We start from the raw sequence: 15,422 nt of genomic DNA, 5'->3' as shown, positions 1-15,422 counted from the left end.
GGGGTCGCCCGCATTGGAAGCGCGCAAATAGGCTGGTTGGATCGGCTGGTCAAGGGGCTTGCGCCGGAAAAATGCCGCGCACTTCGGCCATGAAAAAGCCCGCCGGACACGCTGTCAGGTCCGGCGGGCTCTTTTCATCACCCCTTGTGGGGTTGATGGGCTTGGGAGCCGCTTCCAATGTAGGAAGCGGCTCCTTTCATTTCAAAAGGTCAGTCGAGGTCCTGGGTGGTGAAGTCTTCACCCTGGACAGCTGCCAACGGATCGTCTCCGATCGCGGCTTCCGGACCCTGCGCCAGTTCGGCGGCATGCTCTTCAGCGGCCGTCTTGGGCGCGATCAGGTCAACCTGGCTCGACGCCCGCAGAGCAGCCCGCATCGCCGCGTCACGCGACGAGGCGGCAACGCGCATGCGGTTCATGCCAGCGCCGGTGCCCGCCGGAATGAGGCGGCCGACAATGACGTTTTCCTTGAGGCCAACCAGCGTGTCCTTCTTGCCCTGAACCGCCGCTTCCGTGAGGACGCGGGTGGTTTCCTGGAAGGAGGCCGCCGAGATGAAGGAACGCGTCTGGAGCGAGGCCTTGGTGATGCCGAGCAGCACCGGCTTGCCTTCGGCAGGCTGATAGCCGGCCGGAAGCTTGGCGTTGATCTCGTCCATTTCCTCGCGGTCGACCTGCTCGCCCACCAGCAAAGTGGTGTCGCCGGACACGGTGATCTCGACTTTTTGCAGCATCTGACGAACGATCGTTTCGATGTGCTTGTCGTTGATCTTCACGCCCTGCAAGCGATAGACTTCCTGGATTTCCGCGACCAGATATTCGGCCAGCGGCTCGATGCCGAGCACCTCCAGAATGTCGTGCGGATCAGGCGAACCGCCGATCAGATTATCGCCGCGCTTCACGAAGTCGCCTTCCTGAACGTCGATCACCTTGCTCTTGGGGATCAGATATTCGACCGGCTCGCCGCCATCCTCGGGATTGATGGCGATCTTGCGCTTCGCCTTGTAATCCTTGAGGAACTGGACGCGGCCCGACACCTTGGCAATGATCGCATTGTCCTTGGGCTTGCGGGCTTCGAACAGCTCGGCAACGCGGGGCAGACCACCGGTGATGTCGCGGGTCTTCGCGGCTTCGCGAGAGACACGCGCCAGCACGTCACCAGCCTGCACCTGCGCACCATCATCGACCGACAGGGTCGCACCTACCGCCAGCATGTAGCGGGCAGCTTCGCCCGACTGATCGTCGAGCAAGGTGAGGCGGGGACGCAGATCCTCCTTGGTACGGGCGGAACCGCGATGTTCCGTGACGACGCGCTGGGCGATGCCCGTGGCTTCGTCGGTCTGCTCGGTTAGCGTCTTGCCGTCGATCAGGTCCTGATACTTCACGATGCCCGGCTTTTCCGTGATCACCGGCATGGTGAACGGATCCCACTCAGCGAAGCGATCGCCCTTCTTCACGGCATCGCCATCTGCGAACAGGATGGTGGCGCCGTAAGGCAGGCGGTGCGTTTCGCGCTCGCGGCCTTCGGAGTCGATGATCGCGATTTCGCCGTTGCGGGCGAGGCTGAGGCGGCGGCCATTCTTGTCGGTGATGGTTGGCATGTCGCGCAGCTCGATCGTGCCGTCCGACAGGGCTTCCAGGTTCGACGTTTCGTTGAAGTTCGCCGCGCCGCCGATGTGGAAGGTACGCATGGTGAGCTGCGTACCCGGTTCACCGATGGACTGTGCCGCGATGACGCCGACCGCTTCACCGATATTCACCGGCGTACCACGGGCGAGGTCACGGCCGTAGCACTTGCCGCAGACACCCATTTTGCTTTCGCAGATGAGGGGTGAGCGGATCTTCACGGCCTGCGTGCCGATCGCCTCGATCTGCGCCACCAGCGCTTCGTCGAGCAGCGTGCCGATCGGAACGATGACCGAACCGTCCTTGCTGTCGACGATGTCCTGCGCCGTGGTGCGGCCCAGGATACGCTCGCCAAGCGAGGCGATGACCGAACCACCCTGAACGATGGCCTTCATCTCCAGCGCCTTTTCGGTGCCGCAATCCTCTTCGACGACCGTGCAATCCTGCGACACATCGACCAGACGGCGGGTCAGGTAACCCGAGTTCGCCGTCTTGAGCGCGGTGTCGGCCAGACCCTTACGCGCGCCGTGGGTTGAGTTGAAGTACTCAAGGACGGTCAGACCTTCCTTGAAGTTCGAGATGATCGGCGTTTCGATGATCTCGCCGCTCGGCTTGGCCATCAGGCCGCGCATACCGGCAAGCTGCTTCATCTGGGCCTGCGAACCACGGGCACCGGAGTGCGCCATCATGTAGATCGAGTTGATCTGGGCCATGCGGCCGGTCTGCGGGTCCTTGGGCTGGGCGCGGATTTCGTCCATCATGGCGTTTGCCACCTGGTCGCCGCAACGGCTCCAGGCGTCGATCACCTTGTTGTACTTTTCCTGCTGGGTGATCAGGCCGTCCTGATATTGCTGCTCATAGTCGGCCACCAGCGCCTTGGTTTCGTCGACCATCGCGGTCTTCGAATCCGGGATCACCATGTCGTCCTTGCCGAACGAGATACCGGCCTGGAACGCGTGGCGGAAGCCCAGCGCCATGATGGCGTCGGCGAACAGCACCGTGTCCTTCTGACCGGTGTGACGATAGACCTGGTCGATGACGTCACCGATTTCCTTCTTGGTGAGAAGGCGGTTGACCACGTCGAACGGCACCTTGTGCGACTTGGGCAGACATTCGCCGAGCAGCATGCGGCCCGGGGTCGTCTCGAAGCGCTTCATATACTGCTGACCGGCTTCGTCTGTCTGCGGCACGCGGCTGATGATCTTCGAGTGAAGCGTCACGGCCTTGGCATAGAGAGCCTGGTGGACCTCCTGCATGTCGGCCAGCAGCATGCCTTCGCCCGGCTCGCCTTCGCGCTCCATGGACAGGTAATAGATACCCAGAACCATGTCCTGCGAAGGAACGATGATCGGCTTGCCGTTCGCGGGCGAGAGGATGTTGTTGGTCGACATCATCAGCACGCGCGCTTCGAGCTGGGCTTCCAGCGAGAGAGGCACGTGGACGGCCATCTGGTCACCGTCGAAGTCGGCGTTGAAGGCCGAGCAGACGAGCGGGTGCAGCTGGATCGCCTTGCCTTCGATCAGCACGGGTTCGAACGCCTGGATGCCGAGGCGGTGAAGCGTCGGCGCGCGGTTCAGCATGACCGGGTGCTCGCGAATGACTTCGTCGAGAATGTCCCAGACTTCCTTGCGCTCCTTCTCGACCCACTTCTTGGCCTGCTTCAGGGTCATGGACAGACCCTTGGCGTCGAGGCGGGCGTAGATGAAGGGCTTGAACAGTTCGAGCGCCATCTTCTTGGGCAAGCCGCACTGGTGCAGCTTGAGTTCCGGACCGGTCACGATCACCGAACGGCCCGAATAGTCGACGCGCTTGCCGAGCAGGTTCTGACGGAAGCGGCCCTGTTTACCCTTGAGCATGTCAGACAGCGACTTGAGCGGACGCTTGTTGGCGCCGGTGATGACACGGCCGCGGCGGCCATTGTCGAACAGGGCGTCGACGGCCTCCTGCAACATGCGCTTTTCGTTGCGGACGATGATGTCCGGTGCGCGCAGTTCCATCAGGCGCTTCAACCGGTTGTTACGGTTGATGACGCGGCGATAGAGGTCGTTGAGGTCCGACGTGGCGAAGCGGCCGCCGTCCAGCGGCACCAGCGGGCGCAGTTCCGGCGGGATGACCGGCACCACGTCCAGGATCATCCACTCTGGGCGGTTGCCCGATTCCAGGAAGCTCTCAACCACCTTCAGGCGCTTGATGATCTTCTTGGGCTTCAGCTCCGACTTGGTGGTCGCCAGTTCGTCCAGCAGCGCGACCTTTTCACCTTCAAGGTCGAGGTCCATCAGCATCTGCTTGACGGCCTCGGCACCAATCCCTGCGGAGAAGGCGTCCTCGCCATATTCGTCCTGCGCGTCGAGCAGCTCGTCTTCAGTCAGAAGCTGGAACTTTTCGAGCGGTGTCAGACCCGGCTCGGTGACGATGTAGCTCTCGAAATACAGCACGCGCTCAAGCTGCTTGAGCTGCATGTCGAGGAGCAGACCGATGCGCGAGGGCAGCGACTTCAGGAACCAGATGTGCGCGACGGGCGCTGCCAGTTCGATATGACCCATCCGCTCGCGGCGGACCTTCGACACCGTGACTTCGACACCGCACTTTTCGCAGACGATGCCCTTGTACTTCATGCGCTTATACTTGCCGCACAGGCACTCATAGTCCTTGATCGGACCAAAGATGCGCGCGCAGAACAGGCCGTCACGCTCGGGCTTGAACGTACGATAGTTGATGGTTTCCGGCTTCTTGATCTCGCCGAACGACCAGCTGCGGATGCGTTCGGGAGAGGCGAGGCCGATCTGGATCTGGTCGAAGGTTTCCGGCTTCTGGACCGGGTTCGCGAAGTTCGTCAGTTCGTTCATTTCTCATTCCCTCTAGAGGGTAAATTTTCGGGGCGAGGAGAGGGGAGAGAGCGCTGCCTTCGGGAGACAGCGCTCCGAGGTTCCCTTATTCCGCCGCCTGCGCGAAGCCGTCGCCGTCTTCCTCGATCTCGTCCATCGACGCGAGTTCGACGTTGAGGCCCAGCGAGCGCATTTCCTTGACCAGCACGTTGAAGCTTTCGGGAATACCGGCCTCGAAAGTGTCGTCACCCTTGACGATCGCTTCATAGACCTTGGTACGGCCGACCACGTCGTCGGACTTCACCGTCAGCATTTCCTGCAGCGTGTAGGCGGCACCATAGGCCTGGAGCGCCCACACCTCCATTTCACCGAAGCGCTGGCCACCAAACTGCGCCTTACCGCCCAGCGGCTGCTGGGTAACGAGCGAGTAGGGGCCGATGGAACGTGCGTGGATCTTGTCGTCGACCAGGTGGTGCAGCTTCAGCATGTAGATGATGCCGACGGTCACCTTGCGGTCGAACCGATCGCCAGTCCGGCCGTCGTACAGGTCCGACTGACCCGACGAGTGCAGGCCCGCCAGTTCCAGCATCGCCGAAACGTCGGCTTCGCGGGCACCGTCGAACACCGGGGTCGCCATCGGCACGCCGCGTGTAAGATGTTGAGCCAAGTCAACGATCTGCTCGGCCGTGCGGCCTTCGATCTGGTCCGCATATTGCGGCCCATAGGTTTCGAGCAGACGGGTCTTCACCGCGTCCGGCATCTCGCCGCCCTGCGCATCTGGATTGGCGTCACGCCATTCCTCCAGCGCATGCTTGAGCTGCTGGCCAAGGCCGCGCGCGGCCCAGCCCAGATGCGTTTCGAAGATCTGCCCGACGTTCATGCGCGATGGCACGCCCAGCGGGTTGAGCACGATGTCGACATGGGTGCCGTCCTCGAGGAACGGCATGTCCTCGATGGGCAGGATGCGAGAGATGACACCCTTGTTGCCGTGACGGCCGGCCATCTTGTCGCCTGGCTGCAGCTTGCGCTTCACCGCGACGAAGACCTTGACCATCTTCAGCACGCCCGGGGGCAGTTCGTCGCCGCGCTGCAGCTTGTCGACGCGATCCTCGAACTTCTCGACGATCAGCTTCACCGCTTCGTCATACTGCGCCTTGACGGCTTCAATGCCGGCCTGGCGGGCGTCGTCCGCCACCGCGAACTTCCACCATTCATGACGCTCGACTTCAGAGAGCAGGGCCTCGTCGATCTCGACGCCCTTCTTGACACCCTTGGGAGCAGCCGTGGCCGTCTGGCCGAGCAGCATTTCCTGGAGGCGGTTGAAGGTCGCGCGATTGAGGATGGCGCGTTCGTCTTCCCGGTCCTTGGCGAGGCGGTCGATTTCCTCCCGCTCGATCGCCATGGCGCGCTCGTCCTTGTCGATGCCGTGGCGGTTGAAGACGCGGACTTCCACGACCGTACCGGCAACACCCGGGGGCAGACGCAGCGAGGTGTCGCGCACGTCGCTCGCCTTTTCACCGAAGATCGCACGGAGCAGCTTTTCTTCCGGGGTCATCGGCGATTCACCCTTGGGGGTGATCTTGCCGACCAGAATGTCGCCCGGCTCCACTTCGGCGCCGATGTAGACGATGCCCGCTTCGTCGAGGTTGCGCAGCGCTTCTTCACCGACGTTCGGAATGTCGCGGGTGATGTCTTCCGGCCCGAGCTTGGTATCGCGGGCCATGACCTCGAACTCCTCGATATGGATCGAGGTGAAGACGTCATCCTTCACGATCCGCTCGGAGATCAGGATGGAGTCTTCGTAGTTGTAGCCGTTCCAGGGCATGAACGCGACCAGCGTGTTCCGGCCCAGCGCCAGTTCGCCGAACTCGGTCGACGGGCCGTCGGCGATCACGTCGCCGCCCTCGATCAGGTCGCCCACCTTCACCAGCGGACGCTGGTTGATGCAGGTGTCCTGGTTCGAACGCTGGAACTTCTGGAGCGTGTAGATGTCGACGCCCGACTGGCCGGGTTCGATATCGCCGGTCGCGCGGATAACGATACGGGTCGCGTCAACCTGGTCAACGATGCCCGGACGCTTGGCCGCGATGGCTGCGCCGGAGTCACGCGCAACCGTACCTTCCATGCCGGTGCCGACGAACGGCGCCTCGGCATTGACGAGCGGCACGGCCTGACGCTGCATATTCGATCCCATGAGCGCGCGGTTCGCGTCGTCGTTCTCCAGGAACGGGATGAGCGAGGCCGCGACCGACACCAGCTGCTTGGGGCTGACGTCCATCAGGGTGATGTGATCCTTGGGCGCCATCAGGAACTCGCCCGCTTCACGCGCCGAGATCAGGTCTTCCGCCAGCGTGCCATCGTCGTTCAGCTCAGCGTTGGCCTGCGCGATCGTGTGCTTGGCTTCTTCCATCGCAGAGAGATAGACGACCTCGTTGGTCACCTTGCCGTCGATCACCTTGCGATAGGGTGTCTCGATGAAGCCGTACTTGTTGACGCGGCTGAAGGTCGCAAGGCTGTTGATCAGACCGATGTTCGGGCCTTCTGGCGTTTCGATCGGGCAGATACGGCCATAATGGGTCGGGTGAACGTCGCGGACTTCGAAGCCTGCGCGCTCACGCGTCAGACCGCCCGGTCCAAGTGCCGACACGCGGCGCTTGTGGGTGACTTCCGACAGCGGGTTGGTCTGGTCCATGAACTGCGAGAGCTGTGAGGAGCCGAAGAATTCACGCACGGCAGCCACGGCGGGCTTCGCGTTGATGAGATCGTTCGGCATCACGGTCGATACATCGACGCTCGACATGCGCTCCTTGACGGCGCGCTCCATGCGGAGAAGGCCGACGCGATACTGGTTTTCCAGAAGCTCGCCCACCGAACGGACGCGGCGATTGCCGAGATTGTCGATATCGTCGATCTCGCCCTTGCCGTCCTTCAGGTTCACCAGTTCCTTGACCACGGCGAGGATGTCCTCGGTGCGGAGCGTGGTGACCGTATCTTCCGCGTCGAGGTCGAGGCGCATGTTGAGCTTCACGCGGCCGACGGCCGAGAGGTCATAGCGTTCCGGATCGAAGAAGAGGCCGGCGAACAGCGCTTCGGCGGTTTCCTTCGTCGGCGGTTCGCCGGGGCGCATAACGCGATAGATGTCCGACAGGGCCTGATCGCGTTCCTCGGCCTTGTCGGCCTTCAGCGTGTTGCGGATCCAGGGACCGGTGGTGACATGATCAATGTCGAGCAGTTCAAGGCGGTCGATGCCCGCCTTGTCGAGCTTTTCAAGATTTTCCGGCGACACTTCGTCGCCAGCCTCAATGTAGATTTCGCCGGTGCTCTCGTTGATCAGGTCGTAGGCGCTGTAGCGGCCATAGACTTCCTCGGTCGGGATCAGCAGGGTTTCCAAGCCGTCCTTTTCTGCCTTGTTGGCGGCGCGGGGCGAGATCTTGTGACCGGCAGCGAACACGACTTCGCCCGACTTTGCGTCGACAATGTCGAACGCCGGCTTCTGACCGCGCCATGCTTCGGCGGTATAGGGGATCTGCCAGCCGCCTTCGCCGCGCAGGAAGGTCACTTTGTTATAGAAATAGCCAAGAATGTCTTCGGCATTGAGGCCGAGCGCATAGAGCAGCGCCGTCACCGGCAGCTTGCGCTTGCGGTCGATACGGACGTTGACGATGTCCTTGGCGTCGAATTCGAAGTCGAGCCACGAACCGCGATACGGAATCACGCGAGCAGCGAACAGATATTTGCCCGACGAGTGGGTCTTGCCACGGTCATGGTCGAACAGGACGCCCGGCGAGCGGTGCATCTGCGACACAATGACGCGCTCTGTACCATTAACGATAAAGGTGCCGTTCTGCGTCATGAGCGGCATATCGCCCATGTAGACGTCCTGCTCCTTGATATCGAGCACGGAGCGGGTTTCGGTGTCCTGGTCGACTTCGAACACGATCAGGCGCAGCGTGACGCGCATCGGGGCGGCGTAAGTGATGCCGCGCTGACGGCATTCTTCGACGTCGTACTTCGGATCTTCCAGCTCATAATGAACGAAGTCCATTTCGGCCGTGCCCGCAAAATCGCGGATCGGGAAGACCGAGCGCAGGGTCTTTTCCAGGCCGGAGACATAGCCAGTCTTCGGGTCGGAGCGGAGGAACTGCTCATAGCTCTCCCGCTGGACCTCGATCAGGTTCGGCATCTGCACCACTTCGTGGATGTCGCCGAATACCTTTCTGATGCGCTTCTTCGCGCCGGTATTGCTGATCGGGGGGAGAGCTTTGGTCGCCATTGCGTTTCCTGCCTGTAGTTCGTCGCATTTATTCGCATCACAGCGAAAATTCAGCCTGACGAGACGAGTCCAAGCGCTGATTCGCGCCTATGCCGCCACGCAAAAAAGTGCGGGCCGGGACTGTCCGATCCGCACTGTCAGCACCTTGTGACCCACTAATGTCGCCCAATCCCGCCGGTTTCGCGCGCTATTCGAAGCCGGTCCCCGGGCGATCCAGGGGACGGTCCACGCTTGCCGGAAAGCTTGCAAGGACCGGATTTTCAAAACGCCATATAGAGATAAGGCCGCCGCTTGTGAAGGGGTGAACGTCAGAACAGCCTGGTCAGTTCGTAAAAACCCGCACCGATCAGCGCCGCCGCCGGGAGAGTCACCACCCAGGCGATGACAATGCTTGAGGCGACGTTCCAGCGGACTGCGGACAGGCGGCGGGAAGCGCCAACGCCGACGATCGCACCAGTGATGGTGTGGGTCGTCGATACCGGGACGCCAAGATGCGTCGCCATGAACAGCGTGATCGCGCCGCCGGTTTCCGCGCAGAAGCCCTGGGCGGGAGTGAGGCGCGTGATCTTCGATCCCATGGTGTGGACGATTTTCCATCCGCCCAGCAGCGTGCCGATGCCCATGGCGGCCTGACAGGAAATCACGACCCAGAAAGGAACGTGGAAGCCGCCTTCAAGCATGCCCTGCGAATAAAGAAGGACAGCGATGATCCCCATCGTCTTTTGCGCGTCGTTGCCGCCATGACCGAGCGAGTAGAGCGAGGCGGAGACGAGTTGCAGCTTGCGGAAGACGCGGTCCGCTCCCTGCGGAGTGAAGCGGCGGAAGATCCAACTGACGATCAGCACCAGTAGCAGCGCGAGCAGCAGGCCGATGGCGGGAGACATCACAATAGCGGCGCTGGTCTTGAACACGCCGCTCCAGACCACTGCGCTCAAACCCGCCTTGGCCGTGCCCGCACCCAGCAGGCCTCCGATCAGGGCGTGGCTGCTTGAGGAGGGGATGCCCAGCCCCCAGGTGATGAGGTTCCACGCGATCGCGCCCATCAAAGCCCCGAAGATCACCTGCGGATCGATGATGCTCGCATCGACAATGCCCTTGCCGACCGTCTCCGCGACATGAAGGCCGAAGAAAAGGAAGGCGATGAAATTGAAAAAGGCCGCCCAGGCCACGGCATATTGAGGCTTCAACACGCGCGTCGATACGATCGTGGCGATCGAGTTCGCCGCGTCATGCAGGCCGTTCAGGAAGTCGAATGCAAGCGCCACCCCGATAAGGGCGACAAGCAGCGGAAAGGCGAGATGGGCTTCCATGGCGGGTTATGCTTTGTCCTGCATGGATGGAGGCGTCCTACTTCGGTTCGCTTCGAGCGTGATCGAGAAACGGCATATGCGTGCTGCCTCTTTTCCGGGCTCTGCTCAAGCGGAGGGAGCGAGAGGCGTCAGGCGTGATCGATCACGAGGCCGGAGATTTCATTGGCGACATCCTCAAACCGATCAGTCACCTTTTCCAGATGGGCGTAGATTTCATTGCCGACGACAAAGTCCATGGGATTGCCTTGGCGCGCTTGATTGTAGAGCGCCTTCAGTCCCGCCTCGTGCAATATGTCTGCGTGGCCTTCCAGCTTGACCAGCCTCTCCGTCAGATCGTGGAGCCGCACTGAGTTGAGGCTGAGCGAGCGCAACAGCGGCATTGCTTCGGCGGTGATGCGGGCGCATTCGACGATCAGCGCGCTCATATCCTGCATCTGCGGCGCGAAATCCTTGACCTCGAACAGGGCGATCGCCTTGGCGGTCTGGTTCATCTGGTCGATGGCGTCGTCCATCACGCCGATCAGGCCAGTGATGGCGCTGCGGTCGAACGGGGTGACAAAGATTCGGCGGACGTCCTGCAACACCTCGCGGATGATATCGTCCGCTTCATGTTCCCGCGCCGAAATCTCCTGAATATGCGCGTCCATGTCCGGGCCGCCCTTCAGCAGCTTGGCGAGCGCGTCAGCCCCCGCAACCAGGGTTGCCGCATGATCTTCGAACTGTTCGAAGAAGCGCCCCTGCTTGGGCATCAGCGCGTGAAACCACCGCAGCATTCCAGTCCTTTCGCTTTGCCATTCCTTGACCCGCAGCAGCATTCGGATGAACAAGCCGGGATCACGCGGCGGTTCGCGAAAGGCCGCGATAATGGTTCGGAGATCGGGTTCATCGACTGCCTTCGCGGCCTCGGCGACCGGAAACCAGCGCAGTTCCCTCTGCCCCTGTTCGGGCCATTGCGACAACTGGCCCGTCACCGCAAGCGGAAAAACCTCCACCGTGGCTTCGCGCGAGCCACCTTTGCGGCGGCGTTTGTCATAGCGGTAGCGGCCCAGGGGGGCGGGGCAGGCAATGCCATGGATGCCCGCCTCTTCATAGGCTTCGAGCTCCGCGGCCCGGTGCGAGGCCATGCCCTTGATACGATTGCCCTTGGGGATAACCCACCGGCGGGTTTCGCGCGACGTGATCAGCAGGATACGCATGGAGCCGTCATCGGCGGTGGCGTAGGGAAGGGCGGCGATCTGACGCATCAGTCACCCCCTCCCAACGCCCGCCGCGCTTCTGGCCGCTCCCGGTTCATGCGCGCCTTGTAACGAAATCGTCACATTGCGCAATCAACCAGGTTGGTCAGATAGACAGGCGCGCCGTCACGCGGATGTCGCGCCCGGCGAGCGGCGCGAAGTCCTTGAGCACGCTGGCGTGGCGCCGCGCTTCCACATCAAAGATATTGTTGGCGCTAACCGTGATGCTGGTGCGGTCGTTGCCGCTGAACGGCTTGAACGACAGTGATGCGTTGACCAGCGTGAAATCGCCTGTGCGCGTTTCCCAAGAGGCGATGCGATCCTGCGCGAAACTATGCTCCACCTCGCCGCGCAGTGTCAGCCGGTCATCCTGCAACTGCAGCCCGCCCAGAAGGCGGAACGGCGGGATGCGCGGCGCGGGCCCCGATCCGGTGATGGTTGCATGGACATAATCGGCCACGCCATCGAGGTTGAGGGCGTAGCGGCCCAGCTGCGCCAGCTTCACCGACCCCTCCACTTCGATGCCCCAATAGCGCGCGTCAGCCTGGGCATATTGGAAACAGGGAAATTCCAGCTCTGCGCCTCCATTGGCCGCCTGGCACACGCTGTCGTCGATGATCGCGTCGTAGATATAGCCGTCGAACCAGTTGTGATAGGCGGACAGGGAGAGGGTGTAACCGTTGCCCTGACCGCGCAGCGATCCTTCCACGCCCCAGCTCTTTTCCAGGCCGAAGTCGGGATTGCCAAGCTCGAATGCCTGCGTGCCGGCGTGATTGCCCCGCGCGAACAGTTCTTCGGCGGATGGGGCGCGTTCGGTGCGGGCGAGGTTCAGGCCCAGCCGCCAGCCGGGCACCACCTGCTGGCTTGCGCCGATGGATGCGGACACCGCGTCGAAGCTGCGGCGCTGCCCTGCGATGAACAGGTCGGCGTCAGGGTCCGAGCGCAGGCGCGTCTTCTCGTAGCGTGCCCCAGCCTCGAGCCGGGTATCACCCAGATCGATCGACTGGAGCGTGAAGAAGCCCAGCTGCTCTGTCTGGTTCCGGGGCAGGAACTTTTCCTCGCCATCCGCTGAAAAGCGGCGGGTGAAATATTGCACGCCGGTCGCACCATCCCAGACGCCACGGCGGGACTGGATGAATTCCAGTCGGCTTTCCATCGATTGGTTGCGGAAGGTCGTGCCGATTTCGCCTGTCGGCTCGATTTCATCATGCCGATAGGTTGCCCAGCCCGCGCGCAGGCGGATGCTGTCGAGGAAGGAGCCGTTCACCGCGACTTCGCCGCGCAGGTCGGCGCGAGTCTGCCGCAGAGCGAGCGTCACATCCTCGTGGGAATGGCCGTGATCATGATCATGATCATCCTCATCGCCATGATCATGGTCATGGTCGTGCGCCTCCGTCACGTCGATACGCGATGGGACGCCATATCGATTTTCGCTGTGGGAAACGGAGAAGCCCAGATTGCCCCGGTCCCCGACATAGGCGATGCCGCCTGCCACTTCCCACGTTTCCGCCGCCGTATTCGGCAGCTTGCCACGCAGCCGGCCATCCTCCCGGATGTCCTCCTCGTCAGACGCGGCGGCGATCGCGCGCAGCGGAGCGGAGAGGATATAGCCGCCGGTCCGCAAGTCGCCGGTCTTGGTGTAGCTGCCATCGGCATGCGCGACCAGGCCTCCGCCGATCGGCACTTCGATCTCGCCAGCGACAGTCCGCTCGTCGGCTGCGCTGCCATAGGTGGCGATGCCGTCCACATGCACCGGTTCGTCGGGGACGCGGCGGGGAATGCGACTGTCGATCACATTGACCACGCCGCCAATCGCGGACGAGCCGTAAAGCAGAGCCGAAGGACCGCGCAGGATTTCGATTCGGTCGGCGGTCAGCGGATTGATCGCGACGGCGTGATCGACCGAGGTGTTCGACACGTCGAAACTGCCGATGCCGTCGGTCAGGATGCGCACGCGTTCGCCCTGAAAGCCGCGGAGGACGGGGCGGGAGGCGTTGGGGCCGAAGGATGTCGCGGACACGCCGGGCTGGCGCGCCAACGTCTCGCCGATTGTCGGCCGCAGGTCGCGGGTCAGTTCCGCGCCGGAGAGGATCGACGTTCCCGACAATATGTCGCCCTGACGCCGGGGGATGATGGCGGTGACGACGATATCAGCCTGCTGGTCGTGATAGGCGGACTGCTGGGGGGATGTGGTTTGGGAGATGGCGGGGAAAGCAAGGCAGATCGGGGCGAGGGCGCAGCTGGCTCGGAGGAGCGGCAGGGGGGAATTCATGAAGGAAAGCCTCGATTAAAACGGTTTGCGGGTCGCGCCTAGCTTAAATGTTATAACGTATCAATGGGGAAGTTTGCCGGGGAAAACAGTTCGTCTTGATGCAAAGGCAGTTGACGGCGAGGCTTGCGCCTTTTTCGACCCTGGGCATCGGGCATCGGGCATCGGGCATCGGGCATCGGGCATCGGGCATCGGGCATCGGGCATCGGGCATCGGGCATCGGGCATCGGGCATCGGGCATCGGGCATCGGGCATCGGGCATCGGGCATCGGGCATCGGGCATCGGGCATCGGGCATCGGGCATCGGGCATCGGGCATCGGGCATCGGGCATCGCGACATCCGGGCGTCGAGCGCAAGGCGATGGGCGTCGGCGTCCGCGAGGGTAAGCTGGGGTGTTACCGATCACCCCTGCCGGTGAGTTGACGGCTTCATGGAAGGAGATGGCGCGGGTCTGATGGGGAAAGCGCGTAATGTCTGCCGTCCAGCATCGCGGGAGCAGCGCGACGCCGAGCTCAAGGAGCAGGCGAAGCGTGGCAGCAGCTGCGCGAGGGGCCGCCAAACCGTCTGCCCTGGACCGGGCGGTTCAGTCCGCCACGCGTTCCGCCGCATCGTCGGTAGGACGGCAAGTCGCCAATGAAATCGGCCGCGCGGTGTTCGGAGGATCGAGCCGCCGTTCTTCCAGCGGAGGCGCGCGTTCTACTTCTCCAGGTGACCGAAGGATCGCGGCGAGGCGTCAGGGCACTGGCCGGGGGGGGGCTTGGAAAGTGCGCGCGCTTGAGGCCCGCTTCGCTACAGGAAGAGAAATTCCGCGAGGGCGTGAGCGGGGGAATCCGGGTCGGCGCGGGGGTGCAGGGCTTGCCGGACCTCTATGGAGGGGAGGGGGCGTTCGAGGGGCAGGCGGCGGATGCCTTGCATGCGGCCGAGGTCGCGCGCGAGGGGGCCGAAGGCGGCGAAACAGCCCGCGCCTTCCCGCAATATCGTCATGATGTCGAACATATTGTCGGTTTCGAGCACCGGAGCGCCCATGCGGATGCCATCGCGGGCAAGGGCTTCGTCGATGATGCGGCGGAGGCCGTTCTGCGGCTCCATTGCCAGAGTCGGGCTGATCATGAGATCGTCGGGCGTGACGATGTCGCGGCGGGCGAGGGGATGATCCGCTCCGGCATAGAGGTTGATCTGTTCCGACCAGCCATAGCGAGAGGGTAGCCCCGGCTCCTCCCCCAAAGCATAGAAATAGGCGATGTCGACGCGGCCCTGCTCCAGTGCTGCACGCGCCTCTTCGCCCAAGTGAATGGAGAGGTCGAGGGTTATCGCGATATCCTCATTCGCTTCCTCGAACGCGGCGAGCGCTTCCTGGAAATGACCGAAAACGGGGGCGGGCGCGGCGAGGACGATCGACTGCCGGTCTGCTTGGCGGGAGGGCTGCGGAGGCGCTGCTTCCGCCGGGGCAGGCGCAGGAGGTGGAGGCGGAGCGACGTCTCCGGACGCCCAAGTTTCTTCCTGATCCTGCGACAGGAGGGTCATCGCCTCGGCGGTCTTGCGTCCGGCGGGGGTGAGCCGCTGACGGTCGAGGGGCCCTTCGAAAAGGCGGTAGCCCAGGCGCATTTCCAGCGAGGCGATGTCGCGGGCGATGTCCTCCACCGGAACGCCAAGGTCGCGGGCGCAGCGCGCCATGCTGCCCGCCGCCACCATCTGCGCGAAGATATCGAGTTGGCGCAGGGAAGGCGTGGCCATGCGGGGGTGATAGTGCAATTGAGAGGCTGGGGTAAGCGGGATATTTTTGGCACGGGCCGACTTGCTAGACATCTATTTGGGTTGCGTCCTGAGCTTTCGCCCCGACAATTCCGCTTGGCATCGGCGGTGAGTTCGGCAATCAGGCGCCATGATA

7 protein-coding genes and 1 pseudogene are annotated in these 15,422 nt (G+C 62.9%); 2 read left to right on the top strand and 6 right to left on the bottom strand.

Annotation, left to right across the window (positions count from 1 at the left end; translation table 11 throughout):
• Positions 1-209 precede the first annotated feature (209 nt).
• The 5 genes from rpoC to NCHOL11_RS10125 form a co-directional block, all read right to left on the bottom strand.
• Positions 210-4,466: a DNA-directed RNA polymerase subunit beta' gene (rpoC, locus tag NCHOL11_RS10145; RefSeq protein WP_097092196.1), complete on the bottom strand. Its 4,257-nt coding sequence runs from the start codon at positions 4,464-4,466 to the stop codon at positions 210-212.
• Between the two features lie 85 nt (positions 4,467-4,551).
• A complete protein-coding gene (gene rpoB / locus NCHOL11_RS10140) occupies positions 4,552-8,718 on the bottom strand; it encodes a DNA-directed RNA polymerase subunit beta (RefSeq protein ID WP_097092195.1) in 4,167 nt (1,388 codons plus the stop codon).
• Between the two features lie 308 nt (positions 8,719-9,026).
• On the bottom strand, positions 9,027-10,028 hold the full coding sequence (locus NCHOL11_RS10135) for an inorganic phosphate transporter (RefSeq protein ID WP_097092194.1): 1,002 nt from the start codon (positions 10,026-10,028) through the stop codon (positions 9,027-9,029).
• Positions 10,029-10,156: 128 nt separating this feature from the next.
• Positions 10,157-11,272, bottom strand: a complete 1,116-nt coding sequence (locus tag NCHOL11_RS10130; protein WP_097092193.1) for a DUF47 family protein — start codon at positions 11,270-11,272, stop codon at positions 10,157-10,159.
• Positions 11,273-11,369: 97 nt separating this feature from the next.
• Positions 11,370-13,535 carry a TonB-dependent receptor domain-containing protein gene (locus NCHOL11_RS10125; protein ID WP_097092192.1) on the bottom strand — a complete coding sequence of 722 codons (2,166 nt, stop codon included), beginning with the start codon at positions 13,533-13,535 and terminating at the stop codon, positions 11,370-11,372.
• Between the two features lie 110 nt (positions 13,536-13,645).
• On the opposite strand from NCHOL11_RS10125, the gene NCHOL11_RS10120 reads away from it, so the two are divergent.
• Positions 13,646-13,957: a hypothetical protein gene (locus tag NCHOL11_RS10120; protein ID WP_176502217.1), complete on the top strand. Its 312-nt coding sequence runs from the start codon at positions 13,646-13,648 to the stop codon at positions 13,955-13,957.
• Between the two features lie 73 nt (positions 13,958-14,030).
• Positions 14,031-14,223, top strand: a pseudogene (locus NCHOL11_RS18795) (ATP-binding protein); the annotation flags it as partial.
• 100 nt (positions 14,224-14,323) lie between these two features.
• Here the strand turns inward: NCHOL11_RS18795 and NCHOL11_RS10110 are convergent.
• Positions 14,324-15,268 carry a LysR family transcriptional regulator gene (locus NCHOL11_RS10110; RefSeq protein ID WP_097092191.1) on the bottom strand — a complete coding sequence of 315 codons (945 nt, stop codon included), beginning with the start codon at positions 15,266-15,268 and terminating at the stop codon, positions 14,324-14,326.
• Positions 15,269-15,422 lie beyond the last annotated feature (154 nt).

The organism is Novosphingobium sp. Chol11, assembly GCF_900218065.1.
In the GTDB taxonomy this organism is placed as follows: Bacteria; Pseudomonadota; Alphaproteobacteria; order Sphingomonadales; family Sphingomonadaceae; genus Sphingobium; species Sphingobium agri.
Note: the sequence above shows the minus strand (reverse complement) of the source record. Positions and strands in the feature narration are given on the sequence as shown.

What these genes read in the sequence shown, in the direction of transcription:
- rpoC (WP_097092196.1), bottom strand. Translation starts at nt 4,466, where the DNA reads ATGAACGAACTGACGAACTTCGCGAACCCGGTCCAGAAGCCGGAAACC.
- rpoB (WP_097092195.1), bottom strand. Translation starts at nt 8,718, where the DNA reads ATGGCGACCAAAGCTCTCCCCCCGATCAGCAATACCGGCGCGAAGAAG.
- NCHOL11_RS10135 (WP_097092194.1), bottom strand. Translation starts at nt 10,028, where the DNA reads ATGGAAGCCCATCTCGCCTTTCCGCTGCTTGTCGCCCTTATCGGGGTG.
- NCHOL11_RS10130 (WP_097092193.1), bottom strand. Translation starts at nt 11,272, where the DNA reads ATGCGTCAGATCGCCGCCCTTCCCTACGCCACCGCCGATGACGGCTCC.
- NCHOL11_RS10125 (WP_097092192.1), bottom strand. Translation starts at nt 13,535, where the DNA reads ATGAATTCCCCCCTGCCGCTCCTCCGAGCCAGCTGCGCCCTCGCCCCG.
- NCHOL11_RS10110 (WP_097092191.1), bottom strand. Translation starts at nt 15,268, where the DNA reads ATGGCCACGCCTTCCCTGCGCCAACTCGATATCTTCGCGCAGATGGTG.